The following is a 19,313-nucleotide window of genomic DNA, read 5'->3' as shown; positions in this document are numbered from 1 at the left end:
ATATTTATACAAGTTTTAAAAGATACACAAAATGAGCAAAAGAACGTTCCAACCATCGAAAAGAAAAAGAAGAAACAAACACGGATTCATGGACAGAATGGCTTCTGCAAATGGTCGTAAAGTTTTAGCACGTCGTCGTGCAAAAGGAAGACACAAATTGACTGTTTCTTCTGAACCAAGACACAAAAAATAATGATTAGCAATTAATCAATATCAAGCCGTTACTTTTATTAGTAGCGGCTTTTTTTTATGTCATTGCGAGTATCAAAGCAATTGTTCATAAATTTTAATAATTTTTTGGAGCTATTTCCTGCTGTTCGTTACAATCTTTTTATTTTTATACTTCGCGAAAAGCTCAGTATAAAAATAAAAAGGATTTTCACTGCCATCAGGGCTACAAGCAACACTAACTAATATTTTCGAAAAAATCAAGTAATCTAAAAATCGAATAATCTAACTACACAATGCCAAAAGACAACTCCATAAAATCGGTTTTAATAATAGGTTCAGGTCCTATCGTAATCGGTCAAGCCTGTGAATTTGATTATGCAGGATCACAATCTGCAAAATCCATTCGCGAAGAAGGAATTGAAGTAATCTTGATCAACTCCAATCCAGCAACCATAATGACCGATCCATCAATGGCAGATCACATTTATTTGTTGCCATTGACCACCAAATCTATTATTCAAATCCTGAAAGAGCATCCACAAATTGATTCGGTTTTGCCAACAATGGGTGGGCAAACTGCATTAAATCTTTGTTTGGAAGCAGATGAAAAAGGAATTTGGAACGATTTTAACGTCAAAATGATTGGTGTCGATGTAAACGCCATCAATATTACCGAAGACCGTGAACAATTCAAACAATTGTTACATAAAATAGGAGTACCATCAGCACCAGCTGAAATTTGTACTTCATTCTTGCGTGGAAAAGAAATTGCACAAGAATTTGGTTTTCCATTAGTAATTCGTCCATCGTTTACTTTGGGCGGAACTGGTGCGGCGGTAGTCTATAAAAAAGAAGATTTTGACCAACTTTTAACTCGTGGTTTAGAAGCATCGCCAATTCACGAAGTATTGATTGATAAAGCATTAATGGGTTGGAAAGAATACGAATTGGAATTGTTACGTGATAAAAATGATAATGTAGTTATTATTTGTACCATCGAAAATATGGATCCAATGGGAATTCATACTGGTGATTCCATAACTGTGGCTCCAGCTATGACTTTATCAGACACAACTTTTCAGAAAATGCGAGATTATGCCATTTTGATGATGCGCTCCATTGGTAATTTTGCTGGTGGTTGCAATGTACAATTTGCAGTTTCGCCAGACGAAAAAGAAGATATTGTGGCTATCGAAATTAATCCTCGTGTTTCTCGTTCGTCAGCATTAGCTTCAAAAGCAACAGGTTATCCAATTGCAAAAGTAGCCTCGAAATTGGCTTTGGGTTATAATCTTGATGAATTGCCAAACCAGATTACTAAATCAACATCGGCTCTTTTTGAGCCAACATTGGATTATGTAATTGTAAAAATTCCACGTTGGAACTTCGATAAATTTGAAGGTGCCGACAGAACTTTAGGCATTCAAATGAAATCAGTTGGAGAAGTTATGGGAATTGGTCGTTCGTTTCAAGAAGCACTTCACAAAGCAACTCAATCGCTTGAAATTAAGAGAAACGGGCTAGGAGCGGACGGAAAAGGATACAAAAATTACGAACAAATTATAGAGAAACTTACTTTTGCAAGTTGGGATCGTGTTTTTGTTATTTATGATGCGATTGCGATGGGAATTCCGTTATCAAGAATTCACGAAATAACCAAAATCGATATGTGGTTCTTGAAACAATATGAAGAACTATTCCAATTAGAAAAAGAAATTTCTAAACTTAAAATTGATTCTTTGTCAAAAGACTTGTTGTTAGAAGCCAAACAAAAAGGCTATGGCGACAGGCAAATTGCGCACATGTTGGGCTGTTTGGAAAGTCAAGTGTATAAACTTCGTGAGGAGATGAACATCAATCGAGTTTATAAATTGGTGGATACTTGTGCAGCTGAATTTAAAGCACTAACACCTTATTATTACTCCACTTTCGAAGCCGAAATCGAGAAGCCAAACGGAGAAAGATACGTTCATAATGAAAGTATTGTTTCTAATAAAAAGAAAGTAGTTGTTCTTGGTTCTGGACCAAACCGAATTGGACAAGGAATCGAATTTGATTATTCGTGTGTTCACGGAGTTTTGGCTGCCAAAGAATGTGGTTACGAAACCATTATGATTAATTGCAATCCAGAAACGGTTTCAACTGATTTTGATACCGCCGATAAATTATATTTCGAACCTGTTTTTTGGGAACATATTTATGATATTATTCGACACGAAAAACCTGAAGGTGTCATTGTGCAATTGGGTGGGCAAACTGCTCTGAAACTAGCCGAAAAATTATCGAAATACGGTATAAAAATTCTTGGAACTTCGTTTGATGCACTAGATTTAGCCGAAGACAGAGGACGATTTTCAGAATTATTGACAGAATTACAAATTCCGTTTCCACAATTTGGAATAGCCGAAAATGCAGACCAAGCCAGTGCTTTGGCAGATGTTTTAGATTTTCCATTATTGGTTCGCCCTTCCTATGTTTTGGGTGGTCAAGGAATGAAAATCGTGATTAACAAACAAGAACTCGAAGAACACGTTATCGATTTATTGAAAAATATTCCTGGAAACAAATTGCTTTTAGATCATTATCTTGATGGAGCAATAGAAGCCGAAGCAGATGCGATTTGCGATGGAGAAAATGTGTACATCATAGGAATTATGGAACACATTGAACCTTGCGGAATACATTCAGGCGATTCAAACGCAACTTTACCACCATTTAATTTGGGTGAATTCGTAATGCAACAAATCAAAGACCATACTAAACAAATCGCTTTGGCATTAAGAACTGTAGGTCTAATTAATATTCAATTTGCCATCAAAGACGATACGGTTTATATTATTGAAGCCAATCCAAGAGCTTCGAGAACGGTTCCGTTTATTGCAAAAGCATACGGCGAGCCTTATGTGAATTATGCCACCAAAGTAATGTTGGGTCATAATAAAGTAACCGATTTTAGTTTCAATCCACAACTAAAAGGATTTGCCATTAAACAACCCGTTTTCTCTTTTAGTAAGTTTCATAATGTCAACAAAGCGTTGGGTCCAGAAATGAAATCAACTGGCGAAAGTATTTTATTTATTGATGATTTGAAAGACGATCAGTTTTATGAGTTGTATAGTAGAAGGAAGATGTATTTGAGTAAGTAGAATTAGTTTTGTCTAGTCCTAAATAATCGATACAGATTATTAGACAAAAATAGATAAATTAAACAGCATCAAAAATGTTTTTGGTGCTGTTTTTAGTTTTATAGGTTTTCATTATTAGTTAACTTTGCTCGCGCATTTGATTTGGTGTTAGCATATGATTGGATAAATGAGGCCTTTTTTCATTATAAATTGTTACAGTTTCTTTTATTATTTGTTTCATAATTGGAAGGTCTTGATTGTATCTATCAATAAAAAACTCTTGTTTTAAAAATACCATTTATTCTTTCTGCTACTGCATTTTCATACGGATTCGAGTTTTGGGTCATACTAGGTTGAATTTCATTTTTGCTTAATAGTTTTTGATATTCATTGGCACAATATTGCAATCCTCTATCTGAATGATGTATCAAAGGAATTTGAAATTGAGAATAAATATAATTTGGCTTTTATATCAAACACTCAAGACACACTTTTTGCAAATAAAGAAAAGAGATTGGTAGAAATAGAATTAAAGCTTAGAAGCGAGGAAAACCAACTCATAAACGACAATAAAAACTATTACTTAGATTTAGCCACATTACAAAAAGAAAAGTATAAACTAAAAACCAATTTATCCAACTACGAGCTAAACGAAACCAAAAAAAATATAATCGAACTAGAAAAAAAGTCGAAAATTATAAGCCCAAAACAAATCTCATGATCGCCGAATACAAAAAGCAATTAGAGAAAATTAAAAATGGTAGAATTGGAAACATAACCTATTCCGGAACAATCAATTTTATTGAAATTCACAAATAATTTTTTTTAGGAGCACAAGCACTGTGGATCACCTCACGACTCGTCCCGCTATCCGCTATATCTTTTTTTTTTGAAAAAAAAAAGATGCCGCTCCTATCGGGGCTATACCAGAAATAATCGTTTTCATAACGAATAAAGTTTTATAAGGTGCTGCAGAAAAAGCAGCACCTTATAAAACTTGAAAGCGGTAGCAAGGTTATTATTTTTTTTAAAATACCAATAGCTAGGATAATACAAATTAGCCATGTGGCAATAAAGCATGATTCCACTCTGTTCTATCGCTCGGTGCATAATACCAAGTACATATATTCCGTACCATAAAATCCCTCTCTCGTGGCATTAAAATCCCTCTCTCGTGGCATTTTTTAATTCTCAACAATAATAACGCAGTAATTTTGATGTATATCATAATGGGAAATAAAAAGTGTAGCAGAACCCACTATAAAAAACGATCCTTTCTGTAAAGGCTTTATTGCAGAGGTCAAATCTTACAAGCCTTACTGTAAGAAAATTAAATTTAAAATATTATGGCATATGCACAATGGGTAGCTATTACTATTTACCCTTCAAATTTCGAGATTACATTAAAAAATGTAGCGCATTCATGGGGTAAATTTTACAAAGATGGTAATAAGGATAATGAAATTCAACCTTCAGAAATTGAAGGAACAAAAATTGCAGCTGGTAACAGTTATGTGATTTATGCATGCGGTCGTTCAGACGCAGCTGCTGGTACTGAAGGAAGTTTTGATATTTATGATGGTGCGACTGTAGTTGGTACATATACATGGGACTGTCCTTGGGGTTCTAAGACTAACAGTTCTAATTGGTCTCCTAATGGGCCACAGCCACCGTTCAATAATTACATAACTCAACAATCAGGAGCAAATCTTAATTCAGGAGCACTTGGTAATGTCACATTACAAACAACTAAGGTTAAAACATTATAATACGCTTAAAACATTATAATTAGATTTTAAAGATGGTATCTTCAGTAATGGGGATACCTCTTTTAATTTTAAATATCTCGATAAATCGGACATTCGCTATCATTTTATATATTCCATAAAACCAGATATCATTTATAATATTTTTGGATATAAATAAAAGAGCGGATTTATTTCTAGTGTTTTTCTAGAGTGGTAAGAACCTTTACAATAACATTCAAAATTCTATAAAAAAAATAAGTGTCGGACGCGCAGTTCTGACAATGCCCTTGGCTAGTGCCCAATTTGAGAAATCTTTTTTTACCCACAACACTAATTTACACTAGAAAAGAGAATAAAAGTAGCCGAAGGAAATCAGAATAATTCAAACAAAACAGACCGTTACACTGTCTAGTCCTAAATAATCGATACAGATTATTTAGGACTAGACATTTTTCTAGTAATACCATTTATGATTTATGTTTATAAAACCAAAAATAATACTAATACTATTATAAATAAAATTTAAAATCTCAATAATAATAGCATTACTATTATTATTTTAAATATATTTATATAATTAAAAATCAGAAAAGCCGAACACTGATCAAAAAGTAGGCGAATTTTAAATTATTTAATTATGAAAACAAGAAATTTAATTTTGGGTTTAATTGGAACAACAATTTTTTTAACATCTTGTAAACAAGAAAAAAAAGAGGAATTAAAAAGTCAAATCACAACTGCAACTAACAATGAGGTCCAAAAAGTAATAGATCAATTGGGATTGGTTTATGTTGAAGAAGGCGCACAAACTATAATAACCTATGATGAGGTAAATGCTGCTCAACAAGCATGGTGTGATGCTCTTGTTAAAATTGGAAAATTAAAAGAAGAAGGTGGCGATTACAAATTGTTTGCAGAGCAAGTGCTATCCGATGCATATAACTATGACTATGGGAAAGTATTTTTTAAACCAACGTTAGCTTTTGGAGATCAAACCTTTAGAAACGATAAAAAAGGAGCATTATCTTATTTTATTGGTGGAGATGCTGATTATCCAAATGATAAAGGATTTGCGATTACACCATGGGTAAAAGCTCGATATAAAAATGCAGGTGATAATAATGAAGGAATTCAAGTATATGGATCGATTGCAATAACAATGGGTAATGTTTGGGTAACTGATAAAACCGGAAAAGAAATTATGGTGGATAAAACTTGGGTTTTCAGAAAAGGTAAAGACGGTAAACTTAGAATCATTGTTCATAAATCGGCATTGCCTTTTGCACCATCAACATAATATCATTTATACACATAAGTGGTATAATTATTAATCTGGGTTGAGATAAAAACTCAACCCTTATTTTTTATAAATATGAAAAATAAAATAATCTTACTATTTCTTTTTAGCATAATTAATTATTCGCTAAAAGCACAAAACACGAGGTTGACGGACAACAACACAATTGGTTGGTACAATTATTTTGGAACATTTAAGTTAAATGATAAATTCGGAATTCACTCAGAATATCAATTGCGTAGAGACAATTTTATTACCGACAAACAACAAGGATTATTGCGTTTGGGAATAAACTATCAGTTAAATCCTAAAATTCAGTTACGACTTGGTTATGCTTGGATAGAAACCTATCCGTATGGAGATATTCCAATAAATGGTTTTGGAAAAGAATTTACAGAACACAGAACATTTCAGATGGCAAATTTGACTGATAAAGTTTCAATTTTAGAATTATCACATCGATTTATGCTGGAACAAAGATGGGTTGGAAGATATTCTAATGCAAATTTATCTACTGAAGATGACTTTCCTTTTTCTAACCGATTTCGATATATGTTTCGAGTGCAAATGCCATTGAAAGGAAAAATAATTGAAAATAATATACCTTATTTGGCAATTTACGATGAAATTTTTGTTGGCTTTGGAGAAAATGTAAACGAAAATATATTTGACCAAAATCGATTAGGAATTTTACTAGGTTATAAATTTAACAATTCATTTAGAATAGAAGCTGGTTATTTAAATCAAAGGTTACAATTAGGTCGAGAAGTAAACAATCGCAATGTATTTCAGAATAATAATGCGTTCATAATTAATTCCATCTTCAATTTTGATTTAACAAAAAAATGAAATAAACAGCACATCAAATAATTACTAACTTAATTAAATATTTTCAAATGCAACTATTTCCAACTGATATTATTCAGATTAATCAACAAAAATTGGACGAAATTAATAAGATTGTAAAATCGATTTACAGATTAATTATTTACAGTAGGTATCATTTAGATGATGATCTTTTGGATGTTTATTTAGAAGGAATGCAAAATCTTAGAGATCTTGTAGGAATCAAAAATGCTCAAATGGAAGCCCAAAATGAAGAAGAAGCTATAGAGTATTTTGAAAACCTTAAAAAATCGCTTGATTTTGTTGTTGAAGAAATAGTCTTAGATAATAACTTTAATAAAGAAATACAATTATTCCAGTTGCTAAGATTAATTTCTCCAGAAACAAATAAAATTCATCCAAACAGTTACAGAAAAACAATTGTTCAGGTAGGTGGACACATTTGTCCAGAACCAAATTTAGTTTCGACATTAGTTTCAGAATTGTTCTACAAATTAGAACACATAAAAACGCCTATTATAAAAGCAATTTATTTTCATCATGAGTTAATTAGAATTCACCCATTTGTTGACGGTAACGGACGTGTGACTCGAATTGCAAAAAATTGGATTTTAATGTATGATTTGTATCCACCCATATTTATTAATGATACTGATCAAAAAAAAGAGTATATCAGTACTTTAGGAAATAGTTTTAATGCACTAACAAAAGATCCGAATCAATGGAATGAGTATACGGCTCGGTTTTTTGAACAAGAACTTGACCGTTTATTAACAAATGCTAAGTGGCTATTTAAAAAGATCAATCAAATTGGTAAAAATAGAGAGCAACAAAATGAAATACCTTTTAACCAAATTTAATTATAACAATTATGATTTTATCTACCGACAATTCTTTAGTTCAAGATATCGAATTTGCTAAAAAATCTGGTTTTACAGCAGATTTTATGTACATTAATAAAAAAATAATAGATAGAAAAACCAAAAAAGAGTACACTGATAGAGATTGTTTTTTGGTCGAATTTTGCAGACACGAAGGTATGAATGATCCATCTGATTCTTCGATACTATTTCTAATTGAATGTATTGACAATATAAAAGGTTGTTTAAGCAGTGCATATGGTAAAGATGCTGACCCAAACTTAATTGAGTTTGTAATAAATTTGAATAAAAAAGAAGAGTAATTTTAAAAGCGTCAAATTCTAAACTTAAATGGTATAAAAATGATTTAATTTCAATATCATTTGTTTGTAGATTTTCTTTTTTAAACAATTATAAAAAAGGTAAAGCATTTTGTTTATCGATGATTTAAAAGACAATAAATTTTATGAATTGTGTAGTAAAAAAATGTATTTTGAGTAAATAGAATTTAGTTTTACCATATAAAAAATCCCAATATAGAAAAAATTTTAGATTGGGATTTTTTTTGTTTATAATTCGCCAAATATATGCAAAATATATACTTATGGCGAAATATAAATTTATAAATCGCCAAATTTTAATATAAATATGTATATTTGGCTAGTTATAAATTTATTCTTATGATAGTAGCAGGACGTGAAGACGAAATACAAATAATGCAAAATTTGCTCAAAAAAAAAGATTCAGAGTTCTTGGCGGTTTATGGTCGCCGTAGAATTGGGAAAACCTATTTGATTCGGCAAGTATTCGAGCAAAGTATTGTTTTTGAAGCCAACGGCATTCATGAAAAAGAGATGTCACAACAATTAGAAAGTTTTTGGATGATATTATTAGAAGTCAATCCTAATGAAAGGCCATCACTTCCAAAAACGTGGTTACAGGCTTTTTCACTATTAAAAAATTATATTAACAGCATTGAAAGCAAGAAGAAAAAAATTATTTTTTTAGACGAAATTGCTTGGTTCGAAACTCCAAGATCTGGATTTTTATCTGCTTTACAAAATTTTTGGAATTTGTTTTGTTCCAAACGAAAAGATATTATTTTGATTATTTGTGGTTCATCTGCATCATGGATTATTGACAAAGTTATCAATAATAAAGGTGGTTTGCACAATAGAATTACTAGTCATATTCAATTAATGCCTTTTACATTACAAGAAACTAAAAGTTTTTTAGAACTATCAAATGTAAAACTTACACTAAAAGACATTGCAATGCTTTATATGTCTGTTGGTGGTGTTCCATATTATCTGAAAGATGTAAAACCAGGTCAAAGTGTACCACAAATTTTAGATGATTTATTTTTTAAACCTCAAGCAATTTTAAAAAACGAATTTCAAAATTTGTATGCATCCCTATTTAAGAATAGTAATTTGCATATAGCAATTATAAAAGCATTAGCAACAAAGGCAAAAGGATTGACCCGAAACGAATTACTGACAGCAACAAAACTTGCTAGTGGAGGCAGTTTTACAAAATTACTTGACGAATTAACTGTATGTGGTTTTATAAAAATTATTTATCCGATTGATAAAAACAAAGAAGGTTTTTTGTATAGATTGGTCGATGAATATTCTATTTTTTATTATAAATTTTTAGTCAATAAAAAAGTGAATAGCAATTGGCTTCAATTCTATAACACGCAATCCTATAAAATATGGACGGGTTATGCCTTTGAAAATCTTTGTTTTAAACATATTTTGAACATCAAAAAAGCATTGGGAATTAACGGCATTATATCTAACGAATATTCCTGGATTTATAAAGAAAACGAGAATCAAGGAGGTGTTCAAATCGATTTTATTATTGACAGAAGCGATAATTGCATTAATATTTTAGAATTAAAGTTTTATGATGCTCTTTTTGAAATGACTAAAAAATATGCTGATGAAATGCATTACAAAGTTAGCTTGTTTAAAGAGAAAACTAAGTCAAGAAAAAATATTTTCACGACTTTATTAACAGCAAATGGTGTCAAGAAAAACGAATACTATTTGAGTGCCATTACCAATGAATTGAAAATTGAGGACTTATTTTAGTTAATTTATGAAAGCATTTTGTTCAGGGATGATTTAAAAGATGATCAATTTTATGAATTGTATAGTAAAAGGAAAATGTATTTGAGTAAATAACAAAAAATCCCAATCTAAAAAATAATTTAGATCGGGATTTTTTAGATTATCTCGAAGTTCTATTCTTTTCATCTTCGTTTCCGAAATCTCGTTCTTGAACTTCTATTTTTTTATTTCCGAAATTGTAAGTCATTGAAATTCTAAAAAATCGTGCACTATCATTTTGGGTATAAATCTGATTGATTCCGTTAACAACCGATTTGTAGTCTTTAAGATATGAAGTGTTAAATATATCATTTGCAAGTAGCGTGATTTGTAACTTCTTTTTTAATATATTTTGATTGATGGCAATGTTTATTCCAGACATATAACCAACTTCAAATAAGCCGCTTTTAAAAGGTGAACTGTAAAAATAATCTACTTGTAATTTTGTGGATTCACCGAGCGAAAAAGTATTATTTGTAGATAAATACACTTGCAAACTATTTGAAAGTTTGGCATTTATATTTTTGATAAATTCAGTTTTTGATCCTAAAAAATTCACTTCACTTCGCGATTCCCACCAATTAGTTATTTTTGTTGAATAACTTTCTACAATACCAAATGAGTATTCTTTAAAATAATTTTCACGAGTGACTACTTGTGTATTATTTATTGGGTTTGAAGTGAAAATAACGCCATAACCATTATTTCTTACATTAAAAAAAACATTTGTTCTTAACTTTTCTTTGTACGAATAAGTAAAATTAAAATTATTACTAAATGAGGGTTGCAAAAATGGATTTCCTTCGGAATAAGTCGTGTTGTTAATATAAGTTCGGAATGGATTTAAAAAATCAAAATTGGGTCTATTAATCCTTTTTCCATAATTGAAATTGAAATTATGATTGTCATTTTTAGTATATGAAATATAAAATGTTGGAAAAAATTGTAAATAATTATTAGTCGTTTTTTGATTTAAAGTTTTCGAAAAACCTTCCGTTTGTGTATTTTCTATACGTAAACCTAATTGAATAGTTAATTTTTCATTAATTTTTTTATCACTATTAATGTAAATGGCTTGATTGTTTTCTTGGTATTTAAATTGATTCGATTGATTCAAATCTATAATTGGATTTCCAGAAATGGTGTTAAAATAACTAATATTGCTCCTACTTTTTATAAAACTTGCTTTTACTCCATAGGATAAATTTAGAAATTTTAATGGATGTTCCATATCAGATTTGATACTGATATTCTCAATATTTTGATTAGAAATATTTCTTGCAGATTGGTCGATATTTAAGAATGTCAAATCTGGTAAAAATGTTTTTGCAATAAAATCATTATCAAATCTGGAATTATAAGTAAAATAATCAATATCGATACTTAATTTTCTTTGTAGTGAATCTAATTTAGAAATTAAATGAGCGTTAATTGTATTGCTGCCTGTATTTCTATCCTGAAATCCATTGGTTTTTGTTACTGTTTGTATAGCATTTGAGTTATTAAAAATATTAATGTCTGAGTTGTAATCGATGCCTGGATTGTTGTTTTCTTTTAAATATTGAATTCCAATGCTAGTTTTATCTGAAAAATCATAATCTAAAGTAAAACGACCTGAAAGGTTATCTTTTTTTATTTTTGAATCAACTTCGAGTTGCCATAATCCGTTTGGATAATTAACTTCAAACGCTTCTGTATTTCTAAAATTGCCTAAAACTCCATTTCCAGATGCAGAAAATCGGAATTTGTTTTTGTTGTAAAAAAAACTATTTCTTAAAGTATAAAACTGATATTTATTTTGATCATAAGACAATGTTGAAGTATTTTTCCACGAATTTCGAGTTCCTTTTTTGAAGTTAATATTTATAATTCCACCGTTTCCACTAGCGTCATATTTTGCTGATGGATTACTTAGTATTTCTATGTTTTTAATATCAGATGCCGAAAATGATTTTAGATAATTATTGAGTTCTTCGCCAGAAAGTTCTACCATTCTGTCATCAATCATTACTCTCGGAATTCCTTTTCCAAGCAAATTTATCGAGTTATTTTGCACTACTACTCCTGGTGCAGTACTCAAAGCATTTAGTGCGTCACCACCGGCAATAACAATATTTTCACCAACGTTATAAACTAATTTATCTATTTTCTGTTCCATAATTTTTTTCTTTTTTTCAATAACAACTTCATTCAGTTTTGTAGCACTTTCTGTTAATGTAATTGTGCCTAAATATAAGTCTGAACTTATAGAAATTTCTTTTTTCCAATCGCTAAATCCAATCGCTGAAATATTTAATTCATAAATTCCTTCTTTTAAATCTATTTCAAAAGTGCCATCTCCATTTACTGTTGATTTAGAAATTATTGTTTTATTTTGAGTTTTAACTTCGATATTTGTGTAGGTAAATTGGTTAGTAATTTTTCCTTTTAACTTGAATTGTGCCAAACCAAATATTGGAAACATTAAAATAATAAGTACTATTGATTTTTTCATAATTGCTTTGTTATTTATTTAAAGCAAAGATGAATGAACAATTATTGAAATGCGTTCGACAAAAAAAGTCGAACCATTTTTTTTATAAAAAATTGGTTCGACTTTTTAAACAAGAAGTTCGACTTTATTGTAAAGTATTTATATTGAGTTGTTTCTAAAGTCTGTTGGTGTTTGACCAGTTTGTTTTTTGAATGATGTATTGAATGACGATTTTGAGTTAAATCCCACTTGGTATAGAACTTCTAGAATAGTTAAATTGTTTTTTGAAGCATCCTTAAGAATATTCATTGCTTTTTTGATGCGATATTCATTTATAAAATCAAAAAAATGTTGTTTCATTTGATGGTTTATCAAAATAGATAAATCTCGAGCAGGAATCTTAATTTGGTTTGCCAAGTCTTGAATAGTAAGTGATGGATCCAAAAACGGTTCTTTTTCTAACATAAAATTTTTAAGGAATTCAATTTCATTATGTTTAGATTCATCAATAGTATTTTCAATTTTAAGTTCTTTAACAAGATCTTCGGTCAACGGTATTTTGGAATCAATACCCCGAAATAGTTCAGGATTTTTTAATGCTTTTAATACAAACCAGCACGTTATAAATAAAACATTTATCCCTATGACAATATTAATCCAAGTGTAAGAAATTGAATAATTTGTGTGTTTTAAGATGTCTCTAACAATTACAAATGAATGTGCAATTACGAAAATAACGGTCATTTGAAATAACCATTTGTAGGTTGTGATTAAATTAGTATAGTTTTCTAGGTAGATTTTTTTAAACTTTTTAAGAACTAAAAATACTAAAACAAAATATACTAAAACTTGAACCTCGCCTAGAATTTGACAAAAATGCATTTCAGGCATTTCGGACATATTTTCAAAAAAGGATATTTTTTCTATAGAATTCGCCAAATATACTCTTGGCAATAAAACTACATTTAAAATTACATATGGAATAAAGTGCAAAAAATGTATTTGTTTTAGTTTGAAATCATTATAACAGAGAGACAAAACATAAAAATAAAATATTGGCATTGTCAATAAAAAAGTGGTTATTCTTAATGTCTCAATATTTAGATAATTTTTTGTGTATTTGAAAATAAAAAAACCACTCAAATCAATTGCCATAGTAATAAGAAAAATACCAAACAATCTGTTGGATAATTTATTACTTGATTTTATGGTAAATAAAAAAAAGGAGAGAAGCAATGTGATAAATATTGCAATCATAGCCATATTTTCTAATAAACTAATTTTATTCATTTACTTTTTTTAACAAATATATTGAATTGTAAATATAAATGGTATTTTGATTAATTTCTGTAGAGATTTTTTACTTTTGATAAAATTGAATTGTAGAATTTATGAAAAACTTTAAAATTATTTTTCTCGTACCTTTAGTCCTTTTTGCTTCTTTGAGTTTGTTTTACTGGCTTTTGTTTACAGATAGTAGCGATGTTGTTTATAGAGGAACTTATAAAAATGAACCAGTCGTAGTAAAGGCTTTTACCAAAGAAGGTTTTATAAAAAATTCTACTTATTATAGCGTTAAGGTGGGTGATTTAAAGCCCATTTCAATAGATTGGAATTCGACTGATACTAAAGGAATTCCTTATGACAACTCGGTTTTTGGAGCAACGAAACCTGTTTTTATCGATACAAGTTATACTTATGAAAACGAATTGACTTATGATAGTTTCAATGAAATTACGATGTTGTACATCAGCAAAACCGATTTTACTTTAAAGGAATATCTAATTTATGAAGATTTTTTTAAAAACAATTGGTTGACTGTTCAAAACGAATTATTAAAACCAAAGAATGGTTTTTTTACGCACATTGTTGGAGTAGTTTATGGTGATAGAAAAGATTTTATAAAAGTTTTTAGAGGTTCTTATCAAAACAATTTTTATAATTTGACAGTTACTCCGGATGGAGAAATTATTTTAAGTAAAGATTCAAATGTAATGGAATTGCAAAATTCTGGTTTCTCAAACAAAGTGCAAATGCCAGGTAAAATAATAATACAAAAAGTGGATGAAATGAAATATTCTCTAAACTATGATGCATTTAAAGACAAAAAAGGAAAAATTTTAAAAGATTATTTTTGTATTGAAACAGAGAAAATACAAGTTGAAAAATGATATAGTAGAGGATAATTTAAGGCTTAATTTTAGTACTCGAATTTTTTATTTATGATTTACTCATCGGTCAATAGTTGTTCAAAGAAAGCACCCATATTATTGGCTCTATCTACAAAATGCAATTCCAGCATCCAATGTCTTGGTTGACCATATTTATCCAATTGAAGAATATCGCTATGATTTCCTGGATGAACATCTAAGCATAAATCATTAGGGTCATCAGGTTGTTCGTGAGGAAAATTTCCTATGATGTGTCCCGAAATTGCATTGCCAAATTCGTAGCCATAACGTTTGGCAAGATCTGTAGTGTAATTAAAAAAATCAGCACCAGTAAGTTTACTTTGTTTATAATACCAAGCATTTCCTTCGTGCCAAGCTGCTTCTACATCCTTTTTTATTTTAAGTTTCAAAGGGTCTTTGTCTAAAACATAAGTCCTGCCAAGATCAGCTTCCCAACCTTCAAAAACAGGATGAAAATCGAAAAACAAAATGTCACCTTCTTGAATTATTAAGTCTTGTGGATTTGCCATATAGGGTTGTAAGGTATTAATGCCAGTTCTTACAATTTTTTTGCCCCAATGATTTTCTACACCAAATTCCTCTTTTGCTATTTGTATTATTTCATTGCAAAGTTGGCTTTCTGTTTTACCAGAAATTATTAATCCTCTTTCTTCTACGGTGTTAAGTAATTCTATTGCTTTGTTTTGTGCAAGAATTAGATTTTGTTTTATTTCGTTCATAACGATTTAATTAAAATTAAATTATTAATAAGGAATTATAATTGCTTTATTTTGGTAAAACTACAAAAATTTCAATTTCAATAAGCCTGTTGGGATTGAATAATTATTTGACACCAATAGCGGTACTAACTGGACGGCTGGGTTGATTTTTATAATGTTTTAATCAAAAAATCAATTTCTTATTTTTCTGAATTCAGAAATTTCACTCCTATCCTTTATATAAATTCATTCAAATATCCGCCCGAACTTTCTAGTCCAACAATATCCATTAATTCCTCAAAATAGGTACAAATACGTTGTCTATCTTCGGTATCCAATTCTAAATATAAATCAGAAAATCGTTCTAGTCCAATTTTTATCTTTTCTTGATAATCTTTATCGGTTGGGTTTTCTTTTTGAGATATATTTTTAAAATCTTCGCAAGCCTCATTAATTTTCATGGTTAAAATCGGCATCAATTTTGGATTTCCAATTCCTGGATAAAAGGACTTGTTATCTTCTATAAATTTCTCTTTATTCTGAAATTCAGTAAATTTATTCATAGCGTTTTTTGGCGTTTCAATTTTTCCTTGTCCACAAGAATTTATACCTGTCCACAAGAATTTAAAACTAAATTTAAAGTTATTAATAGTATTATGGATTTGATTTTCATTCGTTTTAAATTATATTTCTTTTTTGATTTCTGTCGCGCGAAAATAAGGCACAACGTTACGCCGATTGGCGAGTTTGTGAACTTCGTAGCCGTTTATTTTCCACTAAGATAAAATTTCTTGCGAAACGCAAACGTGAATTTACTACAAAATTCGCAATCTTGCCAAACGCCTGTTGGCAGTAGTTATTTTTTTTTGCTAATTAATTGGATATTCGTTTTCAATTTGTCTCTTATCAAAATTACAGATTGTAGTTTTCCGTCGCTAAAATTAAATTTTAACAAGTTTGGATAATCAATAATTTTAAATAATCCATTTTTCAGGCAGAGTAATTCAATATCGTTTTTCCCTTTATAAAGTTCATAAAATGGTGATTCAATATATAAACGATTATTTTTCTCTACTATTTTAGTCTCCATTCCTTGACCAAAAAGAAAATCCTCGTAAGTTCCAATTAACATATTTTTAATATTTAAAGGTATTTCCTGAAGTTCTTTTTTTGGTAATTTATTTTCCCAATCCATCAATGTTAGAAGTTTTGTATTTGTTTGAATAAAAACAGGAAAGCGATTTGGTTTTTCTCCATTTGCAAAGTAAATAAATCCATTCCCATCTGTGACAGTAGCAAAAATATCACCGCCAACTCCAGTATTAGAACCACCGCAACGAACCCAATCATAGTTGTTGTATCCAAATGATTTTTGTCCTAAATAACTCCAGCCGCCAACTGCGTTTTTTAAAGCAGTTACTGCCATTACTTTTTTTGCAATTCTATGAGAAATTAATTTGTTATTTTTATTTCGTAGTGCATTTTGTATCTCAATAAAAAGTTTGGCTAAATCATTTGGTGTCGACCAAAGTCCCGATGCTGCAACTTGCGGTGTGATTGGCAAACCTGTTTTTATTACTTTTTTGTTTTCGTCGTGAACTAAAGCAATATTTGTTAAAAATCCTTTTTCATTTGGCTGAATCATCGTAGTGTTTTTCAAACCGAGAGGCGAAAAAATAAATTCTTGTGCAAGCTCTGCAATAGGTTTATTTAAAGTGTCCTCTAATGCCATTTGGATAATTACATAACCGCCACCACTGTATTGCCAATTAGTTCCTGATGTAAATAAAAATTCAATTTCTTTATCATATCTGGGTATTTGTCCCAAAAGACTTTGATTTAATGTTGGAATTGTATCTCCCTCATAATAGTCTGCAAATCCGTGTTGACTTGTACCAGCGGTATGATTTAGAAATTGTTTCCAAGTCGGATTGCTATTTTCAGTAAATTTGCTTTTAGGCAAATTCCATCTTTTTAAGTACTTATCTATTGGATCATTTAAATTAATCAGTCCTTTTTCTTCAAGAATATGACAAAGAATCGCAGTAATAGGTTTTGAAATCGATGCTGTTGAAAAAGCAGTATTTTTATCTATTTTTTCATTAGAAATTATTGATTTTACACCAAATTGGTTTGAGTAAACAATCTCATAATCTTTAAAAACTACAAGACTAAACCCAGCAAGTTTATGTTTTTCTAATTGTTGATTAATATTTAAACTGTCTGTTAGAAAATTGTAGTCTCTTTTTTGTGCCAATATTTTATGGCTACTTAAACAACTAGAAATTGTTATTAAAAGGATTAGTAAATTAAAAGTACTTTTCATTGTATCGTGTTTTTGTTAAATAATTATTTCGATACAAATTTGAGAAAGAAAATACTATTATACGACCGAATAAAAAAAGTCGAACTCATTTAATCAAAAATAATACGTTCGATTCATTTATAAATGAAGTTCGACTTTTTATAATTTCTTATTTTACAATTGTTTACGGTAAGATGTTGGTGTAGTTCCAGTGTATTTTTTAAAAGCAGTATTAAAAGAAGATTTTGAATTAAAACCAACTTCATACAAAATTTCAAGAACTGTTTCCTCTTTTTTAGTAGAATCCTTTAAAATTTTCATTGCATTTTCAATTCGATAAGTGTTTATAAAATCAAAGAAATGCTGTCCTAATTTATGATTTATTAAAAGCGATAAATCACGAACGGGAATTTCAATATCATCAGAAATATTTTGAATTGTAATTGATGGATTAAGATAAGGTTTTTTTTCAATCATATAATTTTGCAATTTTAATAATGTCGAATTGAACTCTTTTTCAATAGCCATTACTTGATTATTATTTTTAATTTCTAAAACAATATCAGATACAAGTTTTAATTTTGAATCAATATTTCTAAATAAATTGGGATTGTTTAATGCTTTGAATAAATACCAGCAAATAATGAATAGTTGAAGTATTAATAAACCAACTTTTATCCATTCAGAAATATTTGAATAATCAGAAAATTTAAAGATGTTTTTGAAAAGTGCAATCAAATATAAAATAGTCAGCACAATTGTAAACTGAAACAACCAATTATAGGAATTAATATTTGTTCCTGCATAATTTTCAAGATATAATTTTTTCGCCTTTTTAAGTATTATAAAAACTGCAATAAAATATATAAAAAATTGAATATGGATAAGAATATGATTGAATTTAAGTTCTATCATATTTAGATGGTTTTTAAGGAAATTAATTTTTGAAATAACATTTACTAAATAAAAACGAGGGAACATTATTAAATTTGAAATTAAAAATGGGATAAAATGTAAAAGATGTCTTCTTTTTAATTTAAAGTCAGAATAACAAACGGATAATATATAGAGATAAAAAACTGGAATTTGCATAAAAGCAAATGTATTTCTAAACATTCTCAAATTAGACGGGCTATGAATGATTTCGTTAAATATAGGTTCACTAATATCTATTGCAGTTATTAATAAAAAAACAGTAAACAGGAAATTGCTCACTTTATTAGTTGTTTTGACAGTAATTAAAAATAATGCAAGAAGGAAAGAAATAATTATAGATATTCCAGTAATAATTATCAATAAACTAATCTTATCCATTTATAATCTTCTTTTTAAGTTATTTCTTTGTCATATCCTAAAATACGTTGACCTTTTTTTAGGTTAATAATTGATTCAAATTTAAACTTAATTGCCGGAACATTGATAAGTTTTTTAAAAAATTCCCTTCGGGTTTTAAAAACTTATCAACATTCCTACGATGCAAA

General features: G+C 29.3%; 18 protein-coding genes. 10 read left to right on the top strand and 8 right to left on the bottom strand.

The genetic code is table 11. From position 1 onward, the window contains the following. Nucleotides 1-31 precede the first annotated feature (31 nt). On the top strand, nucleotides 32-193 hold the full coding sequence (gene rpmH, locus RMO70_RS07885; RefSeq protein ID WP_008464848.1) for a 50S ribosomal protein L34: 162 nt from the start codon (nucleotides 32-34) through the stop codon (nucleotides 191-193). 271 nt (nucleotides 194-464) lie between these two features. Next, a complete protein-coding gene (gene carB / locus RMO70_RS07880; RefSeq protein ID WP_310555881.1) occupies nucleotides 465-3,317 on the top strand; it encodes a carbamoyl-phosphate synthase large subunit in 2,853 nt (950 codons plus the stop codon). 118 nt (nucleotides 3,318-3,435) lie between these two features. On the opposite strand, the gene RMO70_RS07875 is transcribed toward carB, so the two are convergent. Together RMO70_RS07875 and RMO70_RS07870 are read right to left on the bottom strand one after the other, a co-directional pair. Then, nucleotides 3,436-3,537 (bottom strand): IS3 family transposase, encoded by a 102-nt coding sequence (locus tag RMO70_RS07875; RefSeq protein WP_310555880.1) that lies wholly within the window; start codon nucleotides 3,535-3,537, stop codon nucleotides 3,436-3,438. A gap of 25 nt (nucleotides 3,538-3,562) precedes the next feature. Next, the gene (locus RMO70_RS07870) at nucleotides 3,563-3,733 is read right to left on the bottom strand and encodes a hypothetical protein (protein WP_409025075.1); all 171 of its coding nucleotides are present in this window, start codon (nucleotides 3,731-3,733) and stop codon (nucleotides 3,563-3,565) included. Between the two features lie 23 nt (nucleotides 3,734-3,756). On the opposite strand from RMO70_RS07870, the gene RMO70_RS07865 reads away from it, so the two are divergent. The 7 genes from RMO70_RS07865 to RMO70_RS07835 all read left to right on the top strand — a co-directional run bounded on the left by RMO70_RS07865 (nucleotide 3,757) and on the right by RMO70_RS07835 (nucleotide 10,146). Beyond that, nucleotides 3,757-4,017, top strand: a complete 261-nt coding sequence (locus tag RMO70_RS07865) for a hypothetical protein (protein ID WP_310555878.1) — start codon at nucleotides 3,757-3,759, stop codon at nucleotides 4,015-4,017. Nucleotides 4,018-4,642: 625 nt separating this feature from the next. Further along, entirely contained in the window at nucleotides 4,643-5,065 is a 423-nt protein-coding gene (locus RMO70_RS07860) for an aegerolysin family protein (RefSeq protein WP_310555877.1), read from the top strand. Between the two features lie 616 nt (nucleotides 5,066-5,681). After that, a complete protein-coding gene (locus RMO70_RS07855) occupies nucleotides 5,682-6,341 on the top strand; it encodes a hypothetical protein (protein WP_310555876.1) in 660 nt (219 codons plus the stop codon). Nucleotides 6,342-6,416: 75 nt separating this feature from the next. Continuing rightward, nucleotides 6,417-7,190, top strand: a complete 774-nt coding sequence (locus tag RMO70_RS07850; RefSeq protein WP_310555875.1) for a DUF2490 domain-containing protein — start codon at nucleotides 6,417-6,419, stop codon at nucleotides 7,188-7,190. Between the two features lie 47 nt (nucleotides 7,191-7,237). Continuing rightward, a complete protein-coding gene (locus tag RMO70_RS07845; RefSeq protein ID WP_310555874.1) occupies nucleotides 7,238-8,047 on the top strand; it encodes a Fic family protein in 810 nt (269 codons plus the stop codon). Between the two features lie 11 nt (nucleotides 8,048-8,058). Continuing rightward, nucleotides 8,059-8,370, top strand: a complete 312-nt coding sequence (locus tag RMO70_RS07840; RefSeq protein WP_310555873.1) for a phosphoribosylpyrophosphate synthetase — start codon at nucleotides 8,059-8,061, stop codon at nucleotides 8,368-8,370. Nucleotides 8,371-8,727: 357 nt separating this feature from the next. Then, nucleotides 8,728-10,146 carry an ATP-binding protein gene (locus RMO70_RS07835; protein WP_310555872.1) on the top strand — a complete coding sequence of 473 codons (1,419 nt, stop codon included), beginning with the start codon at nucleotides 8,728-8,730 and terminating at the stop codon, nucleotides 10,144-10,146. Between the two features lie 139 nt (nucleotides 10,147-10,285). Here RMO70_RS07835 and RMO70_RS07830 read toward each other — a convergent pair whose 3' ends face one another. Together RMO70_RS07830 and RMO70_RS07825 are read right to left on the bottom strand one after the other, a co-directional pair. Next, complete coding sequence (locus tag RMO70_RS07830; RefSeq protein ID WP_310555871.1) at nucleotides 10,286-12,658, bottom strand: TonB-dependent receptor family protein; 2,373 nt, start codon at nucleotides 12,656-12,658, stop codon at nucleotides 10,286-10,288. 138 nt (nucleotides 12,659-12,796) lie between these two features. Then, complete coding sequence (locus RMO70_RS07825) at nucleotides 12,797-13,927, bottom strand: AraC family transcriptional regulator (RefSeq protein WP_310555870.1); 1,131 nt, start codon at nucleotides 13,925-13,927, stop codon at nucleotides 12,797-12,799. 101 nt (nucleotides 13,928-14,028) lie between these two features. On the opposite strand from RMO70_RS07825, the gene RMO70_RS07820 reads away from it, so the two are divergent. After that, on the top strand, nucleotides 14,029-14,808 hold the full coding sequence (locus tag RMO70_RS07820; protein WP_310555869.1) for a hypothetical protein: 780 nt from the start codon (nucleotides 14,029-14,031) through the stop codon (nucleotides 14,806-14,808). 56 nt (nucleotides 14,809-14,864) lie between these two features. Here the strand turns inward: RMO70_RS07820 and RMO70_RS07815 are convergent, their stop codons facing one another. The 4 genes from RMO70_RS07815 to RMO70_RS07800 all read right to left on the bottom strand — a co-directional run bounded on the left by RMO70_RS07815 (nucleotide 14,865) and on the right by RMO70_RS07800 (nucleotide 18,747). Next, the gene (locus RMO70_RS07815; RefSeq protein ID WP_310555868.1) at nucleotides 14,865-15,548 is read right to left on the bottom strand and encodes a M24 family metallopeptidase; all 684 of its coding nucleotides are present in this window, start codon (nucleotides 15,546-15,548) and stop codon (nucleotides 14,865-14,867) included. Nucleotides 15,549-15,763: 215 nt separating this feature from the next. Further along, a complete protein-coding gene (locus tag RMO70_RS07810; RefSeq protein WP_310555867.1) occupies nucleotides 15,764-16,090 on the bottom strand; it encodes a DUF4844 domain-containing protein in 327 nt (108 codons plus the stop codon). Between the two features lie 293 nt (nucleotides 16,091-16,383). Then, nucleotides 16,384-17,853 (bottom strand): serine hydrolase domain-containing protein, encoded by a 1,470-nt coding sequence (locus tag RMO70_RS07805; protein ID WP_310555866.1) that lies wholly within the window; start codon nucleotides 17,851-17,853, stop codon nucleotides 16,384-16,386. Nucleotides 17,854-18,006: 153 nt separating this feature from the next. Beyond that, complete coding sequence (locus RMO70_RS07800; RefSeq protein ID WP_310555865.1) at nucleotides 18,007-18,747, bottom strand: helix-turn-helix domain-containing protein; 741 nt, start codon at nucleotides 18,745-18,747, stop codon at nucleotides 18,007-18,009. Nucleotides 18,748-19,313 lie beyond the last annotated feature (566 nt).

Source organism: Flavobacterium sp. (assembly GCF_031422135.1).
Classification (GTDB): Bacteria; Bacteroidota; Bacteroidia; order Flavobacteriales; family Flavobacteriaceae; genus Flavobacterium.
Note: the sequence above shows the minus strand (reverse complement) of the source record. Positions and strands in the feature narration are given on the sequence as shown.